This is a genomic window from Streptosporangium sp. NPDC049376 (assembly GCF_044466505.1).
Classification (GTDB): domain Bacteria; phylum Actinomycetota; class Actinomycetes; order Streptosporangiales; family Streptosporangiaceae; genus Streptosporangium.
In genome coordinates, this window is the sequence record NZ_JBITMT010000019.1 from 1 (window position 1) to 17173 (window position 17173).

The 17173-nt window shown below is 70.8% G+C and carries 17 protein-coding genes; 12 read left to right on the plus strand and 5 right to left on the minus strand.

The features are described 5' to 3' along the window. The first annotated feature begins 104 nt into the window (after positions 1-104). Together ACIBVQ_RS32625 and ACIBVQ_RS32630 are read left to right on the plus strand one after the other, a co-directional pair. Entirely contained in the window at positions 105-746 is a 642-nt protein-coding gene (locus tag ACIBVQ_RS32625) for a helix-turn-helix transcriptional regulator (protein ID WP_390049509.1), read from the plus strand. A 33-nt stretch (positions 747-779) separates the two neighbouring features. Further along, entirely contained in the window at positions 780-1256 is a 477-nt protein-coding gene (locus tag ACIBVQ_RS32630; protein ID WP_352013232.1) for a DUF3291 domain-containing protein, read from the plus strand. Here ACIBVQ_RS32630 and ACIBVQ_RS32635 read toward each other — a convergent pair. After that, on the minus strand, positions 1202-2272 hold the full coding sequence (locus ACIBVQ_RS32635) for a DUF3866 family protein (protein WP_352013078.1): 1071 nt from the start codon (positions 2270-2272) through the stop codon (positions 1202-1204). The genes ACIBVQ_RS32630 and ACIBVQ_RS32635 overlap by 55 nt on opposite strands. A 56-nt stretch (positions 2273-2328) precedes the next feature. Between ACIBVQ_RS32635 and ACIBVQ_RS32640 the strand changes: the two genes are divergently transcribed. The 8 genes from ACIBVQ_RS32640 (at position 2329) to ACIBVQ_RS32675 (ending at position 10056) form a co-directional block, all read left to right on the plus strand. Continuing rightward, on the plus strand, positions 2329-3288 hold the full coding sequence (locus ACIBVQ_RS32640) for a WYL domain-containing protein (RefSeq protein ID WP_352013077.1): 960 nt from the start codon (positions 2329-2331) through the stop codon (positions 3286-3288). Between the two features lie 37 nt (positions 3289-3325). Beyond that, positions 3326-4282, plus strand: a complete 957-nt coding sequence (locus ACIBVQ_RS32645; protein WP_352013076.1) for a WYL domain-containing protein — start codon at positions 3326-3328, stop codon at positions 4280-4282. Positions 4283-4306: 24 nt separating this feature from the next. Continuing rightward, positions 4307-4495, plus strand: coding sequence for a hypothetical protein (locus ACIBVQ_RS32650; protein WP_352013075.1), 189 nt, complete (start codon positions 4307-4309; stop codon positions 4493-4495). 65 nt (positions 4496-4560) lie between these two features. Then, positions 4561-4890 carry a Sec-independent protein translocase subunit TatA gene (gene tatA, locus ACIBVQ_RS32655; protein WP_352013074.1) on the plus strand — a complete coding sequence of 110 codons (330 nt, stop codon included), beginning with the start codon at positions 4561-4563 and terminating at the stop codon, positions 4888-4890. A gap of 157 nt (positions 4891-5047) precedes the next feature. Continuing rightward, a complete protein-coding gene (gene tatC / locus ACIBVQ_RS32660; protein WP_362777467.1) occupies positions 5048-5842 on the plus strand; it encodes a twin-arginine translocase subunit TatC in 795 nt (264 codons plus the stop codon). An 18-nt stretch (positions 5843-5860) separates the two neighbouring features. Continuing rightward, entirely contained in the window at positions 5861-6778 is a 918-nt protein-coding gene (locus tag ACIBVQ_RS32665; protein WP_399182203.1) for a diacylglycerol/lipid kinase family protein, read from the plus strand. Between the two features lie 225 nt (positions 6779-7003). Then, positions 7004-9733 carry a DEAD/DEAH box helicase gene (locus ACIBVQ_RS32670; RefSeq protein ID WP_399182206.1) on the plus strand — a complete coding sequence of 910 codons (2730 nt, stop codon included), beginning with the start codon at positions 7004-7006 and terminating at the stop codon, positions 9731-9733. Between the two features lie 155 nt (positions 9734-9888). Then, positions 9889-10056 carry a hypothetical protein gene (locus ACIBVQ_RS32675; RefSeq protein ID WP_352013070.1) on the plus strand — a complete coding sequence of 56 codons (168 nt, stop codon included), beginning with the start codon at positions 9889-9891 and terminating at the stop codon, positions 10054-10056. Between the two features lie 58 nt (positions 10057-10114). On the opposite strand, the gene ACIBVQ_RS32680 is transcribed toward ACIBVQ_RS32675, so the two are convergent. Genes ACIBVQ_RS32680 through ACIBVQ_RS32690 form a run of 3 tightly spaced genes read right to left on the minus strand, consistent with a single transcriptional unit; the run spans position 10115 to position 13760 of the window. After that, positions 10115-11542, minus strand: a complete 1428-nt coding sequence (locus ACIBVQ_RS32680) for an RNB domain-containing ribonuclease (RefSeq protein ID WP_399182208.1) — start codon at positions 11540-11542, stop codon at positions 10115-10117. 51 nt (positions 11543-11593) lie between these two features. Further along, positions 11594-12517, minus strand: coding sequence for a 5'-3' exonuclease H3TH domain-containing protein (locus tag ACIBVQ_RS32685; protein WP_399182210.1), 924 nt, complete (start codon positions 12515-12517; stop codon positions 11594-11596). 22 nt (positions 12518-12539) lie between these two features. After that, positions 12540-13760 carry a PP2C family protein-serine/threonine phosphatase gene (locus tag ACIBVQ_RS32690; RefSeq protein WP_399182212.1) on the minus strand — a complete coding sequence of 407 codons (1221 nt, stop codon included), beginning with the start codon at positions 13758-13760 and terminating at the stop codon, positions 12540-12542. Between the two features lie 237 nt (positions 13761-13997). Here ACIBVQ_RS32690 and ACIBVQ_RS32695 point away from each other — a divergent pair, with 237 nt between their 5' ends. Both ACIBVQ_RS32695 and ACIBVQ_RS32700 read left to right on the plus strand, forming a co-directional pair. After that, complete coding sequence (locus tag ACIBVQ_RS32695) at positions 13998-15122, plus strand: aminopeptidase P family protein (protein WP_352013066.1); 1125 nt, start codon at positions 13998-14000, stop codon at positions 15120-15122. A gap of 73 nt (positions 15123-15195) precedes the next feature. Then, complete coding sequence (locus ACIBVQ_RS32700) at positions 15196-16344, plus strand: acyl-CoA dehydrogenase family protein (protein WP_352013065.1); 1149 nt, start codon at positions 15196-15198, stop codon at positions 16342-16344. An 18-nt stretch (positions 16345-16362) separates the two neighbouring features. Here ACIBVQ_RS32700 and ACIBVQ_RS32705 read toward each other — a convergent pair whose 3' ends face one another. Next, the gene (locus ACIBVQ_RS32705; protein ID WP_352013064.1) at positions 16363-17037 is read right to left on the minus strand and encodes a hypothetical protein; all 675 of its coding nucleotides are present in this window, start codon (positions 17035-17037) and stop codon (positions 16363-16365) included. Between the last annotated feature and the right edge of the window lie 136 nt (positions 17038-17173).

The following is a 17173-nucleotide window of genomic DNA, read 5'->3' on the forward strand; positions in this document are numbered from 1 at the left end:
GTCCGGTGAAGGTCTCCACCCATAAAGGATCAGCGCGCAACACCCCGCCCATACAAGGAAGATGCCCAACCACACGCTTCTGCAACAAGATTTAGAATCCGGCTGTGAGCAGCGATGACCTCGGCACGGTCGCGGCCCTGCACGATCCCGTGAGGCGGGCCGTCTACGAGTATGTGGCCTCCCTGGGGCGTGAGGCGGGGCGCAACGAGACCGCGGAGGCGGTCGGGGTGCAACGGACCCTGGCGGCCTTCCACCTCGACAAGCTGGTCGAGGCCGGCCTGCTGGAGGCGGGTTTCAAGCGCCTGACCGACAGGACGGGGCCGGGAAGCGGCCGTCCGGCGAAGGTCTACCGCAGGGCGCGAGGGGAGTGGCAGGTCAGCGTCCCGGCCAGGGACTACCGCTCCATGGCGTCGATGCTGGCCGAGGCGGTCGACCGCCTCGGCGGGGACGAGGTGGCCGACGAGGTCGCGCGGCGGGCGGGCGCGGAGCTGGCCGAACGGGGCGAGGACCTGGCCGGGGCGCTGCGCGGACGAGGATACGAACCCTACGAGGAGGACGGCGCGCTGCGGTTGCGCAACTGTCCCTTCCACGTGTTGTCGCAGGAGCAGCCGCTGCTGGTGTGCTCGATGAACCTGGCGCTGTGCCGGGGGCTGCTCGACGCCCTGGGAGAGGAGGACCGTACGGCCAGGCTGGACCCCCGTCCTGGGGAGTGCTGCGTCGCCTTTTCTAAAAACAATGAAGATTGACATAGAAGGGCGGTGGATGGTTTGCTGACGAGCATGCATCTCGCCCAGCTCAACGTCGGTCATCTGCGCGCGCCCCTCGAATCCCCCGAGATCGCCGACTTCGTCGCGGCCCTCGACCCCGTCAACCGTCTCGCAGAGGAGGCACCCGGCTATGTGTGGCGGCTCAAGGGAGGAGACGGGCCTCAGGACGTCGTCCATCACGACTACGGTGACCACCTGCTGATCAACTTCTCCGTGTGGGAGGACAGGGACAGCCTGTGGGACTTCGTCTACCGCAGCGCCCACCTGGGCTTCCTGCAGCGGCGCAGAGAGTGGTTCCAGCGCGTCGCGGAGCCGTACTCGGTGATGTGGTGGATTCCGCGCGGGCACGTGCCCACGCTGGAGGAGGGCATGGAACGCCTCGACCTGCTCAAGGCGCAGGGCCCCACGCCGGAGGCCTTCACCTTCAAGCAGTTCTACGAGAGCAGCGAGGCCGCGTGGCGTCCCGCCGCCGCCGAGGTCAGGAAGTAGGCCAGGTCCTCGTCAAGCCCGCGGCCCATCGTCGACAGCCTGACCGGGCAGTCCGCGAGGGCCTCGTAAAGCCCCTCGACCGAGACCCCGACCAGTTCGTGCCGTACGGCCAGCGGCGCGCACTGCTCGGCGACCCGGCTGCCGAAGTCGCCGGGCAACTCGGGCACCACCACCTGGGCGGGGGCGAGGGCGACCCTGCCGTAGGCGGTCAGTGAGTGGTGGGAGACCCCGATGTGGCGCTTACGCAGGTCGCCCTCGCTGACCCGCAGCGCCGCGACCGGCCTGCCGTCCAGCACGGAGGCCGCGTTGACCGCCTCGCCCGCCGAGACGCCGGAGAAGCCCCAGCGGGTGCCGGTGCCCAGGTTGCCGGGGCCCTGGGTGACGACCGCCACGTCGGCGCCCATGACGTGGCGGGCCGCGAGCAGGCCCGTGTGCAGCGTCACGGCCTCCACGTCGCCGCCGAACGCCTGGCCGACCGTAACCACCCCGTCGAGCCAGCCGATCTCTCTGAGCCTGGCGCAGGACATGGAGAACCAGGCGGGCAGCGCGCCGCCGTCGAGCATCACGTAGGCGACCCGGGCCCCGCCGGGGCGGGAACCGTAGAGGCCGCAGAGGATCGCGGGCAGCGCCGAGTGCAGGTCAGCGACCACGACCGGCATGCCGTCCAGCGAGTCGGCCTCGCGGAGCGCCTCGTGGAAGGGCGAGTCCTGCTCGTCCGCGCCGAGCACGGTGGCCTGCAAGGGGGTGTAGCGTGCCTTCACCAGGTGGCCGGGACCCTGTGGATCTTTCGGCAATCTGTTCGGGAGAGCCACCACCATGGCGTAACCTCCCGTACCGAGACCCATCGCGAGCGCGGTCGTGTTGAGGAGGACCGTGTCGCCCGGCTCAGGACGCCCGACCAGGGCGGGATAGGCCAGCGCGCGGACGACCCCCTCCTCGGTGGAGACCTCGATCTCCATCGCCCCCGACCACTCTCGCCGGACACGCGCGACCTCGCCCCTGCGCCATCTGATCACCGGGGAAGAGTAGCGCCACCTGGACGTAGAGTCATGTGAACAGGGAAGGAGGCCGGATGTCGCGCCGGAAGACCGAGCGGTTGCTGAACCTTGTGATCTGCCTGCTGGCCACGAGGCGGCCGCTCAGCGCCGAGCACATCCGCCAGGCGGTGCCGGGCTACGACGCCGCCAACGACGAGGCCTTCCAGCGGATGTTCGAGCGGGACAAGAACGAGCTGCGGGAGATCGGCATCCCGATCGAGGTCCAGAAGGACCCCTGGGAGGAGGACCCCGGCTACCGGATCGTCAGGGAGTCCTACGAACTGCCCGAGATCACCCTCGAACCCGACGAGGCCGCCGTGGTCGGTCTGGCCGCCCAGGTGTGGCAGCGCGCGAGCCTGGCCGAGGCCGCCAGCGGCGCGCTGCTGAAGCTGCGCGCGGGAGGAGTGGAGACCGACGAGGCGGACGGGATGCTCGGCGGGGCGCTCGAACTGCGCGTCGACACACGGGACCCGGCCTTCCCCGCGCTGTGGGAGGCCGTGCGCGACCGGCGCGCGGTCCGCTTCCCCTATCGGGCCGCGGCCAGCGAGAGCGTGCTGACCAGGACGGTCGAGCCGTGGGGAGTGGTCAGCCGCCGTGGCCGCTGGTACGTCGTCGGCCACGACCGCGACCGTGACGCGGCACGGGTGTTCCGGCTCAGCCGGATCAACGGCCCCGTCGTACCGGTCGGCCGCCCCGGCGCCGTCGTGGTCCCCGAGGGCGTCGACATCACCTCGATGGTCGGCTACCGCGACGAGATGACGGTCAGGGAGCGCACCGCCCTCATCCGGGTCCGCGAGGGCACCTGCCAGGGGCTGCGCCAGGTGGCCAAGGCCGTACGGCAGGGCACCGGCGGGTGGGACGAGCTGGACGTCGAGTTCACCGACACCGAGCGGCTCGCCGGGTGGGTGGCGGGCTTCGCCGCGGACGCCGAGGTGACCGGTCCGCCGGACGCCAGGGAGGCCGTGATCCGCCGCCTGAAGGGAGCCCTGGCGTGACGGGCGAGGACACACGAACGAGCAGGGGGAGCGCAGTATGAGCACGGCCGACCGGTTGCCCAGGCTGCTGGCGCTGGTGCCGTACCTGATGTCCCACCCCGGGGCGCAGGTGCCGGAGGTCGCCAAGGTCTTCGGACTGAGCGAGAAACAGCTCATCGACGACCTGCAACTGGTGTGGATGTGCGGGTTGCCCGGCCACACCCCGGGAGACCTGATCGACGTCTCCTGGGACGGCGGTGAGATCCTCATCGACAACGCCGAGACCATCGCCCGCCCGCTGCGGCTGGGCATCGACGAGGCGAGCGCGCTGCTGGTGGCCCTGCGGATGCTCGCCGAGCTGCCGGAGTTCGGCGACCGTGACGCGCTGGCGCGGGTCATCGCCAAGTTCGAGCAGGCCGCGGGAGAGGGCGCGGCGGCGGTCAGCAGCCAGGTCGCCGTCGAGGTCGGCGCGACCCCGGACGCCCTGCCGACCGTCAACGAGGCGTTGCGCCGCGGCCGGCGGTTGTCGCTGCGCTACCACGTGCCCGGCCGTGACGAGATCACCCCGCGCGAGGTCGACCCGATGCGCCTGGTCGTGGTGGACGGCCGTTCCTACCTGTCGGGCTGGTGCTACCGGGCCGAGGCGGTCCGGCTGTTCCGTCTCGACCGGATGCTCACCGTCGAGATCCTCGAAACGGCCGCCGACCCGCCCGCGGACGCGGTGCCCGACGAGGTGACACCCGGGGTGTTCCGTCCTTCGCCGACCGACGAGCTGGTCGAGCTCGAACTGACCCCCGCGGGTCGCTGGGTCGCCGAGTACTACGCGTGCGAGGAGGTCACCGAGCTGGGCGAGGGGCGCCTGAAGGTGGCGCTGCGGGCTCGCGACCAGGGCTGGCTGGTACGGCTCGCGCTGCGTCTCGGCGACACGGGCCGGGTGCTCTCACCCGCCTCACTGGCCGAGAGCGTCAGGCGGGCGGCGACCTCGGCGCTGAATCGTTACGAGTCGGTCTCCTGACGTGCGCCGTTATGATCGGCTGTCATGAGCTGGATCTTCGCCGCGGTCGGTCTCGCCTTCGCAGGCCTGCTGGTGCTGGGTTTTCTCGGGGTTCGCGTGCTGCTGGCCACCAGGGAACTGGGCAGGGAGGTCGACAGGATTCGCCGGACGATCACCCCCGCACACAGCGCCTTGAACGAGCAGGTCCGGACAATCCCATCCCGGAAGGGATGAGTCTGTGCCCGGGGGAGCGTACGATCGGGCAGGAGAGTGCGTGTCGTTCGGCCTAAGGATGTGTCATGCCTAACCTGGGACCCACCGAGCTGATCATCATCGGCGTGATCCTGATCCTGCTGTTCGGTGCGAAGAAACTGCCGGACGCGGCTCGCGGCCTGGGCCGGTCGCTGCGGATCTTCAAGTCGGAGACGGCCAAGCTTCGCGACGACGACGAGACGGATACCCACACGGCCACCCATACGGCCACCGTCGTCCAGGCGCAGCAGCCCGCCCCGGCTCCCCAGCCGCTCCCCACGGCTCCCACCGCCCAGACGGCCGAGGAGCAGGCGCGTGCCCTTGAGGAGCAGGCCGCGAAGCTGCGCGCCCAGGCCGGTGCGGCCAAGCCGCAGTAGGGGCCGTACCGCAGAGGCCGCAGCCAGGTCTGTGGCCGGCTCCCCACCACCTCACTCGTCAGACCGGGATTCGTGAATGGCGCTGCTGAAATGGCCCAAGCCGGGCTCGAACAGACCGGGATCGCCCACGGACTCCTCCGAGGGGCGCATGCCGCTCATGGAACACCTCCGTGAGCTGCGCAACCGCATCCTGATCTCCCTGCTCGCGCTGGTCGTCGGCATCGTTGTCGGCTTCCTGTTCTTCCAGCCGATCTGGACTTTCATCACCGAGCCCTACTGCAGCCTTCCCGCGTCGCAGACCCTGCGAGCCGGAGAGTGCACCTTCGCCATCCGCGGTGTCTTCGAGGCCTTCTTCGTCAACCTGAAGGTCGCGGTGATGTTCGCAATGGTCGTCTCCTCACCGGTCTGGCTGTATCAGATCTGGGCCTTCGTCACCCCTGGCCTGTACCGCAACGAGAAGCGCTACTCGCTGTCGTTCCTCGGCCTTGCGATCCCGCTGTTCCTGGCGGGTGCCGGTCTGGCCTACCTCATCATGGACACCGGTCTGGCGATCCTGCTCAGCTTCGCGCCCAACAACGCGATCCCGCTGCTGGAGATGGACGACTACCTCACCTACGCGCTGGTGATGCTGGTCATCTTCGGTGTCTCCTTCGAGCTGCCGTTGCTCATGGTCTTCCTCAACGTGATCGGCGTTCTGCCGCGCGCCACCGTGGCCAAGCACCGGCGCACGGTGATCTTCATCATGTTCGTCTTCGCCGCCCTCGCGACCCCGAGCACCGACCCGTTCTCGATGGTCGCCCTGGCGATCCCGATGGTCGTGCTGTTCGCCCTCGCCGAGGGCTTCATGTACCTCAGGGAGAAGAGAGCCCCCAAGGGCGAGGACTTCTCCAACCTGTCCGACGACGAGGCCTCCCCGCTCGACCTGGAGACGGATACCGATCCGCCGAAATAGGCGGTAGATTCCGGCCTCATGCCCGGAGAGATCGCCGTCCTCGTCAACCCCGCCGCCCGGGGCGGGCGCTCACGCGGGATGCTCGGCCCGGTGCTGCACCGGCTGCGCCGAGGCGACAGGAAGGTCTCCGTGCTCGTCGGTGACTCCGCCGCCGACGCCCTGGCCAGAGCCCGTACGGCTGTGGCCGCCGGCGCGAGCGCGCTGGTGGCCTTCGGCGGTGACGGGCTGGTGCACCTGGCCGTGCAGGCGGTCGCGGAGACCGGAGTCCCGCTGGGGATCATCCCTGCGGGCACAGGAAACGACATCGCCACCGCCCTCGGCGTCCCGCGGGGCAGACCTCTGGAGGCGGCCGACGCCGTACTCCGGGGCGGCAGCCGTACGGTGGACGCCGTGCGGACCGGGAACGGCGAATGGTTCGCAGGGGTGCTCGCCTGCGGCTTCGACTCCCGCGTCAACGAGCGGGCCAACCGGATCAGCGGGCCACCGGGCATGGCCAGATACCTGCTCGCACTGGCCACGGAACTGGGCTCCTACCGGCCGATCCCGTTCCGGATCACCCTGGACGGCCCCTCGGGGACCGAGACGATCGAACGGCGGGCCATGCTGGTCGCCGTCGGCAACACCTCCTCCTACGGCGCCGGGATGCGCGTGTGCCCCGGCGCAGTCCCCGACGACGGCCTGCTGGACGTGACGATCATCGACGCGGTGCCCGTCGGGCGTTTCCTGCGCGCCTTTCCCCGGGTCTACCGGGGCTCCCACATCACCCACCCCTTCGTCACGACCAGGCGCGTGCGCGGGATCACGCTGGAGGCACCGGACGTGGTCGCCTACGCCGACGGCGAGCGCCTGGGCCCGCTCCCTCTCAGCTGTGAGGTCGTCCCAGGGGCTCTGTCTCTTTGCTCCGCCTTGGGCGTCGCGGGGGCCTGGGCGCCCTGAGTCGGTGCTTTCCCTCGTCACTGCGTCGCTGCGCTCCTGCGTTCCTCAGTCCAAGCACCGACGCGCCCAAGCCGAAAACCCCTCACACACGGCACTGGGAAAGTGCAAACCGAACTTCTTACGCATGGCGTCGGGATCCTCCTCAACCCGGGTGGAGGGGGAGGCGGGCGATCTTCTGGGGTTCGTGGGGCGGACCGGAATCCTGATATCGGTAGGCTTGGAGACATGACGACCCCAGCGGAACGTTACGCTGCCTTCCGTCAGAGCCAGGCCGACAGCGGACCGGCGCTGACCTCGTTCCGCGGTCTTTACAGCTTCCAGCTGGACGACTTCCAGCTGGACGCCTGCCGGGCTCTTGAGGCGGGTGACGGGGTGCTCGTGGCGGCCCCCACCGGCTCGGGCAAGACCGTGGTGGGGGAGTTCGCGGTGCACCTGGCCCTGGAGGAGGGCCGTAAGTGCTTCTACACGACCCCCATCAAGGCGCTCTCCAACCAGAAGTACAACGACCTGGTCAAACGCTACGGCGCCGCCAAGGTCGGCCTGCTCACCGGTGACAACAGCGTCAACGGCGAGGCCCCGATCGTCGTCATGACGACCGAGGTGCTGCGCAACATGCTCTACGCCGGGTCGGGGACCCTCGCGGGGCTCGGCTTCGTCGTCATGGACGAGGTCCACTACCTGGCCGACCGGTTCCGCGGCGCGGTCTGGGAAGAGGTGATCATCCACCTTCCCGAGTCGGTACGGCTGGTCGCCCTGTCGGCCACGGTCAGTAACGCCGAGGAGTTCGGTGAGTGGCTGGGGGAGGTCCGCGGCGACACCAGCGTCATCGTCGACGAGCACCGGCCCGTCCCGCTCTGGCAGCACATGCTCGTCGGTCACCGCCTGTACGACCTCTTCGTCGGTGAGGAGGACGGCCGCAGGCCGCTGGTCAACCCCAACCTGCTGCGTCTGGCCAGAGACGAGGAGCGACAGGCGTACGGCAGAGGCCGCAGGGGCTACTCCCGCCCGCGCAGGGGCGGCCCGCCGGACCGTTCCCAGGCCATCGAGCGTCTCGACGTCGCGGGCCTGCTGCCCGCGATCACCTTCATCTTCTCCAGGGCCGGTTGTGACGCGGCCGTCATGCAGTGCCTGTACGCCGGGATCCGGCTCACCACGGACGCCGAGCGTCACGAGATCCGGCAGATCGTCGACGAGCGCACCGCCCACCTTCCGGACGAGGACCTCGCGGTGCTCGGCTACCTGGAGTGGCGCGACGCCCTGGAACGCGGCCTGGCGGCCCACCACGCGGGCATGCTTCCGGCCTTCAAGGAGGTCGTCGAGGAACTGTTCACCCGCAACCTGGTCAAGGCCGTGTTCGCCACGGAGACCCTCGCCCTGGGCATCAACATGCCCGCCCGCTCCGTGGTGATCGAGAAGCTCGACAAGTGGAACGGCGAGACCCACGCCGACCTCACCCCGGGTGAGTACACCCAGCTCACCGGAAGGGCGGGGCGGCGCGGCATCGACGTCGAGGGCCACGCGGTCGTCCACTGGCAGCCGGGCATGGACCCGTTGCAGGTCGCGGGCCTGGCCAGCACCCGCACCTACCCCCTGCGTTCCAGCTTCCGCCCCTCCTACAACATGGCGGTCAACCTGGTCGGCCAGGTGGGCAGGGAACGTGCCAGGTCGCTCCTTGAGTCCTCCTTCGCGCAGTTCCAGGCCGACCGGGCGGTCGTCGGCATCGCCAAGCAGCTGCGCCGTCATGAGGAGGCGCTGCGGGGCTACCGCGACTCGATGACCTGTCATCTGGGCGACTTCGAGGAGTACGCCGGGATGCGCAGGGCGCTGTCCGACCGGGAGGCCGAGCTGGCGCGTCAGCGCGGCGCGGCCCGCAGGGGCCAGGCGCTGCGCTCCCTTGAGGCGCTCAGGCCGGGAGACATCATCCGTGTGCCCGGCGGGCGCAGGGCCGGGGTCGCGGTCGTCCTGGACCCCGGGCTCAACTCCCGCGGTGAGGGGCCGGCCCCGCTGGTGCTGACCGCGGGCAAGCAGGTCAAGAAGCTCTCACCCGCCGACTTCCCCGTCCCCGTCGAGCCGGTCGAGCATCTGCGCATCCCGAAGAACTTCAACGCCCGGTCGCCGAGGGAGCGGGCCGACCTGGTCTCCTCCATGCACGCCAAGCTCGGTGACCGTGACCTCGGCAAGCCTCCCAGGGCGCGTGACCACGCCGCGGAGGACGAGGAGATCCTGCGCCTGCGCAGGGACCTCAGGCAGCATCCCTGCCACGGCTGTGACGAGCGGGAGGACCACGCCCGCTGGGCGGAGCGCTACTACAAGCTGCTCAGGGAGACCGAGGGCCTGCGCCGCAGGGTCGAGGGCCGCTCCCACGTCATCGCCCGCACCTTCGACAAGGTGTGCGGGGTGCTCGACCAGCTGGGATACCTCGACGGTGAGAACGTCACCGCGGAGGGTCGCAGGCTGGCCCAGCTCTACACCGAGCTGGATCTGCTCACCGCCGAGTGCCTGCGCGCCGGGCTCTGGGAGGGCCTGGACCCGGCGGAGCTGGCGGCCACCGTCTCCTCGCTGGTCTTCGAGTCCCGGCAGGCGGACGAGGCGCGTCAACCGAGGATTCCCGCGGGCGGGGTGCAGAAGGCGCTGGGCGACATGATGCGTCTGTGGGGCGACCTGGAGGCCGTCGAGAGCGACCACGGCCTGTCGTTCATCAGGGAGCCCGACTTCGGGTTCGCCTGGGCGGCCTTCCGCTGGGCCAGGGGGCACAACCTGGACGCGGTGCTCGGCGACGGGGTCAACGGTGGCGAGCTGGCCGCGGGAGACTTCGTGCGCTGGATCAAGCAGCTGCTCGACCTGCTCGGCCAGATCGCCGACGCGGCCCCGTCCGGCAGCAAGGTGAGGCAGAACGCGGGCAAGGCGATGGACGCGCTCAGACGCGGCGTCGTGGCCTACTCGTCCCTGAGCTGAGCGGATCCGGGGGAGGGCACGGGCCGACTGACCGTCCGGTCAATACCGCGTGACGGCGGGTGGGCGGAACGTCACCTTCAGGGCTGTTTTCCGGGATATCGCCTAGGAAATTCCCAAAGCGGAACCATGTTGGACCCCCGCCCAGGGAGGTAGGAATGCTCGCCCTCGTCGCCGCGCTGCTGTTCGTTCTCGCATTGATCTTCCAGATCGCCGGTGTGGCCGTCGGTTCCGTCGTGACCGTCACCACGCTCGTCCTCGCCGGACTGGCCCTCGTCGCCCTGCACCTGCTGGGCGTCGGCGCCGGCTGGACGCTCAAGAGGTAAGAGGCCCAGCAGGAGACCGGAGGCGGGCGGCCCGGCGGAGAACGCGGGAAGCCCGCCGTCAGGTCAGGCTGAAACGGACCTCCCGGGTCGCCGGGTCGGCGCGCGTCAGCCGTACCCGGACGGCCTCGCCGAGCGGGAGCCGTTCCCCGTCGCAGCGGGCCACCACGGCGGGGTCGGTGACCTGCACCAGCCCGCCGGACCGGCCCTCGTCCACGTCGATCACCACCGCGTCGAACGTCTGGCCGACCCGCTCACGCAGCACGAACGCCTCGACCAGGTCGACGCACGCCCGCTCGGCCGCGCCCGCGCGCCGTCCCGTCACCCGCATGACGCCGGGCAGCTCGCCCATGACCCGCTGGACCTCCTCGGGCACCGGCTCGCCCGCCGCGACCGACAGGCAGACCTCGGTGGCGTAGCGGTCGATGAGCCTGCGCAGCGGAGCGGTCACGTGCGCGTACGGCGCGGCGACCGCCGCGTGGCCCGCCTGGGCCGGGGGCGCGCCGTTGAAGGCCACGTATCCGGCCCCGCGCAGCAGGACTGTCGACTCCTCAAGAAAGGCGGCCTGCCCGGGGATCTTCGGGTCGAGGCCGTGGACGACCTCCCCGTAGCCAGCCCCGTCCGGCCACGGCACGCCCAGCGCGGCGGCGACCCGGCGAACCTGGGCGATCTTCTCGGCGGGGGCGGGCGGCAACACCCTCAGCAGGCCGATCTCGGCGTCAAGCATCATCGAGGCCGCGGCCATGCCGGTCAGCAACGAGATCTGCGCGTTCCAGGCCTCGGCCTCCATCGGGGCGCGCAGCTCGACCCGGTAGCCGTCCCCGTCCGGGACGACCTCCTGCTCCGGGGTCGGCAGCGTGACGCCGCCCCTGTCCCGTTCGAGTGCCAGCCTGAGCCTGCCGATCTCGGCCAGCAGCCGCAGCGTGCCGTCCGCGGTCCCGGTGTCGACCGCGGTCTGCACGTAGTCGTAGTCGAGGCGTTCCCGGCTGCGAACCAGAGCCCTGGTCACGTCGGCGCCGACGACCCTGCCCGCGGCGTCCAGGTCGACGCACCACAGCGCGGCGGGCCTGGTCGCGCCGGGCAGCAGGCTGGCGGCGCCCTCGGAGAGCACGGCGGGATGCAACGGCACCCGGGCGTCCGGCATGTAGACGGTCTCGCCCCGGGTACGGGCCTCGGCGTCGATCGCCCCGCCGGGCCGTACGAAGGCGGCGACGTCGGCGACGGCGTACCAGACGCGGTAGCCGCCGCGACGCTCCTCCAGGTGCATGGCCTGGTCCAGGTCCATGGCCCCCGGCGGATCGACCGTGACCAGGGGAAGGTCGGTGCGGTCGAGCGTGGGCAGCGTGGGTGTCCTGGTGACCTGCTCCGCCTCGGCGCGCACGGCCGGAGGGAACTCCCCGGGCAGCCTCAACTCACGCCTGATCCGCTCGAATCCGTCGCTCAGCCGCGGATGGGGGTCTTCGGGCACCCGGATGCTTTTGTGGGGCACGGGGGCCAACCTACCGCTCTCCGCGGTGCCCGAGCTCGGTCAGGGCGGGGCTCAGGGCCGCCAGGTCCAGGACAACGCATCGGCGAGGCGGCCGAGAGGACCGCCGAGTCCATGACGCCCGGCCAGGTCGGTGAGCGCCCGCGGGTCGCGCGGCTGCGCGGGCAGGGTCAGGCCGACGTCGGGCACGGGCACGTCGTGGGCGACCCGGACCACCTCGGGTGCCACCCGCAGGTAGTCACGGGCGGCCTCCAGCCTGTTCCGCTGCGCCCCGGTGAGGTCGCCGTCCCCGTCGAGGGCCTTGAGCAGCGCGTCGAGCGAGCCGAACCGGGTGATCAGGGCGGCGGCGGTCTTCTCGCCGACCCCGGGCACCCCGGGCAGGCCGTCACTGGGGTCGCCGCGCAGGACGGCGAAGTCGGCGTAGGAGCGGCCCGGCACGCCGTATTTGGCGGTGACTGCGGCCTCGTCGACGAGCTGGAGGTTCTTGACGCCCCTGGCGGTGTAGAGGACCCGGATCGGCACGCCGTCGTCGACGAGCTGGAACAGGTCCCGGTCACCGGTGACGATGTCGACTCCGCCGCCGGTTTCGCCCCGAGGACGCAGCGCGAGCGTGCCCATCAGGTCGTCGGCCTCGTAGCCCGGCACGCCGAGGCGGGCGATGCCCGCGGCGTCGAGGACCTGCTCGATCACCGGGACCTGCGGGGCGAGTGTGTCGGGGGTCTCCTCGCCGCCTCCAGGGGCGAGGCGGTGCGTCTTGTAGGACGGGATCGCCGCGACCCGGAAGGCGGGACGCCAGTCGGCGTCCATGCACGCGGCGAGCTCGCCGGGGGAGTGCTGCCTGACCAGCATGGCGATCATGTCGATGAGGCCGCGCACGGCGTTGACGGGCGTCCCGTCGGGGGCGGTCACCGACTCCGGGATTCCGTAGAAGGCGCGGTAGTACAGCGAAGGGGTGTCGAGAAGCATCAGCCCGGGCATGGCGACCATTTAACCAAGTCGTTCACCCGGGCAGGACGATCATCAGAACACAGGTGTCGTCCTCGGGGTTGGGGCCGCCGACCGCCTGGATCAGACGGTCCAGGGCGGCCTCCCCGTCCTGCCGCCGCAGGGCGGAGGCGGCCCTGAGGGTCAGGGCGAACCCCTCGTCGATGTCGCGGTCGCGCCGCTCGACGAGCCCGTCGGTGAACAGCAGCAGCGCGTCACCGTCGCACAGACGTACGGCCGAGCGTTCGTACCGTTCGGACAGGGTGGCGCCGAGCAGCACCCCCGAGGGCGGCTCAAGCTGGACGGCGGTCCCGTCGCGGACCAGGATCGGCGCCGGGTGCCCCGCCTGGCTCCAGGTGAACACGCGGCTCAGCGGGTCGAGGTGGCCGACGACCGCGGTCGCGGTGGTCTCCTCGAAGCGGTGCATCACCAGGTGGTTGAGCCAGGTCAGCAGCCGGTCGGGCGGCTCGCCCGTCATCGCGAGGCCGCCCAGCGCGTGCCTGAGCCTGCTCATCTGGGTGACCGCGGGCAGGCCGTGGCCGGACACGTCGCCGATGGTCAGCAGCACCCGTCCGTCGGGCATGGTCGTGGCGTCGTACCAGTCGCCGCCGAGGCCGTCCTTCTGCCCGGCGGGGACGTAGCGGACCTCCATCCGGGCACCGGGGAGGTCGACGGACGCCCCGAGGCGCGGCATGATCGCCTCGCGCAGGGCCGTGCTCACGCCCTGCTGCTGGGCGGCCCGCTCACGGACCTCCAGCAGTTGCCTGCGCGACTCGGAGGCGATCTGCTCGGCTCTGCGGCGGCCGGTGACGTCCTGGATCACTCCGTGCACGGAGGCGTGTCCTCCGCTCACGACGGGGTCCAGGGCCGCGCGGAGGTTGCGGACCTCCCCGCGGCGGCGGATGCGGAACTCCGCCTGCCCGGGCTTGGCCAGATCGACCACCGACCTGAGCAGCCCGTCGACGAGGGCCCGGTCCTGCGGTTCGACGTGGCCGACCAGGTCACGCAGGCCGATGGGGCCCTCGACGGGATCGCGGCCGAAGATGGCGTAGGCGTGGTCGGACCAGGTGGACTCGCCGCTGTGCAGGTGCCACTCGGCCCAGCCCAGATCGCCCAGCCGTTCGGCATGGGCCAGCCGCGTGCTGAGAAGTTGTCTTTCGACGGCCATGTGCTCGTCCAGCTCTCCGCGCAACGGCTGCACCATCTCTGCCGCGGTCAGCGGGGCGGAACCGGTCACGTGGTCGTTTCGTGGGTGGAGGGGTGGCTGGTGGCCGCCCACTACGCCGACCATTTAGCTCGCTCTCGAATGTGGGGACCTAGGGACATCCTATCCACAAAATGTGATCGTCCTTCAACGGATTGTAGTGGCACTGTCACCCGAACGACGTCCTTTCCCCGGACTTTCCCCGGTCGCGACGATCAAGGGTGTGGCCACAGGTGTGGTGCCGATCTGTTCACGATTACATTGGTCGGTGTGACAAAGGAGTCCTCTGACCTGTATCCCGTGACCCGTCTCGCCGCAGCGCAGGAGGCCACGGCCGCCGCCGGCCTCGGCGCGCTGCTGCTCACGCCGGGCCCCGACCTGCGCTACGTGACCGGCTACGAGGCGTTGCCGCTCGAACGGCTCACCTGCCTGGCGTTGCCCGCCGAGGGCCCCGCCTTCCTGGTGGTGCCCCGTCTGGAGCTGCCCGCGGCGGAGCAGTCCCCGGCGGCGCGGCTGGGTGTCGAGTTCGTGCCCTGGGACGAGACCGACGACCCCTACGCGCTCGTCGCCGCGCGGCTGGGCGGCGCGGGGAAGGTCGGCAGGGTCGGGCTGGCCGACCGGATGTGGGCCATGCAGTCGCTGCGTTTCCGCGACGCGTTGCCCGGCACGGAGCAGGTGCTCGCCGGATCGGTGCTGCGCGGCCTGCGCATGCGCAAGAGCGAGGCCGAGGCGGCCGCGCTCCGCGAGGCGGGGGCCGCGATCGACGCCGTGCACGCGCAGGTGCCGGACTTCCTGCGGGCGGGCCGTACCGAGCGGGAGGTCGGACGGGACATCGCGGATGCGATCATCGCGGCGGGGCACTCGACCGTCGACTTCGTCATCGTCGCCTCCGGCCACAACGGGGCCAGCCCGCACCACGACCTCTCCGACCGGATCATCCAGGAGGGCGAGCCCGTGGTCGTCGACATCGGCGGCCAGATGCCCAGCGGCTACTGCTCCGACTCGACCAGGGTCTACTGCGTCGGGGAGCCGCCCAAGGAGTTCACGCGATACTACGAGGTGCTCCAGCGGGCCCAGGAGGCCGCCTGCGCGGCCGTCAGGCCCGGGGCCTCGTGCGAGTCGGTCGACGCGGCGGCGCGCGAGGTGATCGCCGAGGAGGGCTACGGAGACTACTTCATCCACCGCACCGGGCACGGCATCGGCCTGGAGACCCACGAGGAGCCCTACATCGTCGCCGGCAACACCGAGCCGCTCGAACCGGGGCACGCCTTCTCCGTCGAGCCGGGCATCTACCTGCCGGGTGAGCACGGCGCCCGCATCGAGGACATCCTCATCTGCACCGAGGAGGGCGGCGAGCGGCTCAACCACCGCCCTCGGGAGCTCGTCATAGTGTGACAGGTGTAACAATCGGGTGGCCGGCGATCCCGGCCGCCCTTTTTGCTTAGCCCCTGACCTGGAGTAAGCGGATATGACCGTTGAGCGTACGCTGCCAACCGCCGAGGCCCACGACCTGCTGGATCTCGTCCGCGACCTGATCGCCAAGGAGGTCGCGCCCAGGGCGTCGGCCGACGAGTCCGCCAAGCGCTTCCCCCGCGAGGTCTTCACCGTCCTGGGCAGGTCCGGCCTGCTCGGCCTCCCCTATCCCGAGGAGCACGGCGGCGGCGCGCAGCCGTACGAGGTGTACCTCCAGGTCATCGAGGAGCTGGCCGCGGGCTGGCTGGCGGTCGGGCTGGGGCTGTCCGTGCACACCCTGGCCAGCTTCCCGGTCGCCGCGTACGGCTCCGCCGCCCAGCGCGCCGAACTGCTGCCGGAGCTGCTCGGAGGTGAGCTGCTCGGCGCCTACTGCCTGTCGGAGCCCCAGTCCGGCTCCGACGCCGCGGCCCTGAGCACCCGCGCGGTGCGTGACGCCGACGGCTATCTCGTCGACGGGGTCAAGGCCTGGATCACCCACGGCGGGCAGGCCGACTTCTACACCCTGATGGCCAGGACCTCCGACGACGGCAGCCGTGGCATCTCCTGCTTCCACGTCCCCGCGGGTACCGAGGGGGTGTCGTTCGGAGCGCCCGAGCGCAAGATGGGCCTGCGCTCCTCGCCGACGGCCCAGGTCCGCTTCGACGGCGTACGGCTCGCCGGGGACGCCCTGGTCGGCCAGGAGGGGGAGGGTTTCCGGGTGGCCCTCGCCGCCCTGGACGGGGGCAGGCTCGGCATCGCGGCCTGCGCGGTCGGCCTGGCCCAGGCGGCGCTCGACGCGGCGATCGCGTACGCGGGGGAGCGCAGGCAGTTCGGCTCGCGCGTCATCGACTTCCAGGGGATCGGGTTCATGCTCGCCGACATGGCCACCCAGGTCGCCGCGGCGCGGGCGCTCTACCTGGACGCCGCCAGGCTGCGCGACGCGGGCCGCCCGTACGGCACCCAGGCGGCGATGGCCAAGCTGTTCGCCACCGACGTGTGCATGAAGGTCACCACCGACGCCGTCCAGGTCTTCGGCGGCTACGGCTACGTCGAGGACTTCCCGGTGGAGCGTTACATGCGGGAGGCGAAGGTGCTGCAGATCGTCGAGGGCACCAACCAGATCCAGCGGCTGGTCATCGGCAGGGCCCTGGCCAAGAAGGCCTGAGCGGCGCCGGGGGCCTCGTCACAGCATGGACAGTCCGACCAGGACGGCTGCGCAGCCGACGGTGATCATCAGGGTGCGCAGCCGTGACGGGGCGGTCGGGCGGAGCAGGAGGGGAAGGCACACTCCGAGGAGCACCAGGGCCACCAGCGGCCACGGACCGGCCGGCGCCGGGCCGCCGTGCGGAACCAGGGCGGCCTGCTGCATCTCCCGCCCCTCGGTGCACACCAGGGCGGTGAACGCCCCGACCGCCACGTCGCCGCTCAGGCCGTTCCTGCGGCTGAGATAGCCCGCGACGCCGAAGCCGACCATCGTGACGCTCAGGGCGATCTGCCAGCTCTCGTTGGCCTGGGCGAGCAGGGTCTCGTCGTGGTTGAGGGCGTGGGCGACCACGTGGCCCGCGGTCAGGCCGGCGGTGGCCAGCAGCCCGTTGAGCGCGGCCCACCAGGCGTTGGTCGAACCGCGGGTCATGACGAGCACCAGTAGCCCGTAGACGTACGGGTCGTAGGCCATGGTGACCGACGGGGGAAGCACCTCGGCGAGTGACTCGCCGGCCACGGCCAGCACCATGCCCAGTGCGAGTCCGGCGAGCATTCGTTTGATGATCAGGCGTTCACGTCTGTCCAGCGCCTGGAAGTCGACCTGCCAGGGAGTTTCGTGCTGGTTGCTGTGCATGCCCTTCTCCATGGCTGCCATTTCGCCCCCCTTGCACGCCCTGGTCCGCTCCATGTACCTGCCGAAACCGTATCCTTTCCATTGGTTCCCGCCTGTTTCTAAAATATGACAAACCAGTCAAAAAACCATTTTTTTCGCTGGCCAAAACATGAACCTC

Bases quoted from the DNA above. Each gene is read 5' to 3' on its own strand.
- ACIBVQ_RS32630 (WP_352013232.1), top strand. From the start codon at position 780: ATGCATCTCGCCCAGCTCAACGTCGGTCATCTGCGCGCGCCCCTCGAA.
- ACIBVQ_RS32640 (WP_352013077.1), top strand. From the start codon at position 2,329: ATGTCGCGCCGGAAGACCGAGCGGTTGCTGAACCTTGTGATCTGCCTG.
- ACIBVQ_RS32645 (WP_352013076.1), top strand. From the start codon at position 3,326: ATGAGCACGGCCGACCGGTTGCCCAGGCTGCTGGCGCTGGTGCCGTAC.
- ACIBVQ_RS32650 (WP_352013075.1), top strand. From the start codon at position 4,307: ATGAGCTGGATCTTCGCCGCGGTCGGTCTCGCCTTCGCAGGCCTGCTG.
- tatA (WP_352013074.1), top strand. From the start codon at position 4,561: ATGCCTAACCTGGGACCCACCGAGCTGATCATCATCGGCGTGATCCTG.
- tatC (WP_362777467.1), top strand. From the start codon at position 5,048: ATGGAACACCTCCGTGAGCTGCGCAACCGCATCCTGATCTCCCTGCTC.
- ACIBVQ_RS32665 (WP_399182203.1), top strand. From the start codon at position 5,861: ATGCCCGGAGAGATCGCCGTCCTCGTCAACCCCGCCGCCCGGGGCGGG.
- ACIBVQ_RS32670 (WP_399182206.1), top strand. From the start codon at position 7,004: ATGACGACCCCAGCGGAACGTTACGCTGCCTTCCGTCAGAGCCAGGCC.
- ACIBVQ_RS32675 (WP_352013070.1), top strand. From the start codon at position 9,889: ATGCTCGCCCTCGTCGCCGCGCTGCTGTTCGTTCTCGCATTGATCTTC.
- ACIBVQ_RS32685 (WP_399182210.1), bottom strand. From the start codon at position 12,517: ATGCCCGGGCTGATGCTTCTCGACACCCCTTCGCTGTACTACCGCGCC.
- ACIBVQ_RS32700 (WP_352013065.1), top strand. From the start codon at position 15,196: ATGACCGTTGAGCGTACGCTGCCAACCGCCGAGGCCCACGACCTGCTG.
- ACIBVQ_RS32705 (WP_352013064.1), bottom strand. From the start codon at position 17,037: ATGGCAGCCATGGAGAAGGGCATGCACAGCAACCAGCACGAAACTCCC.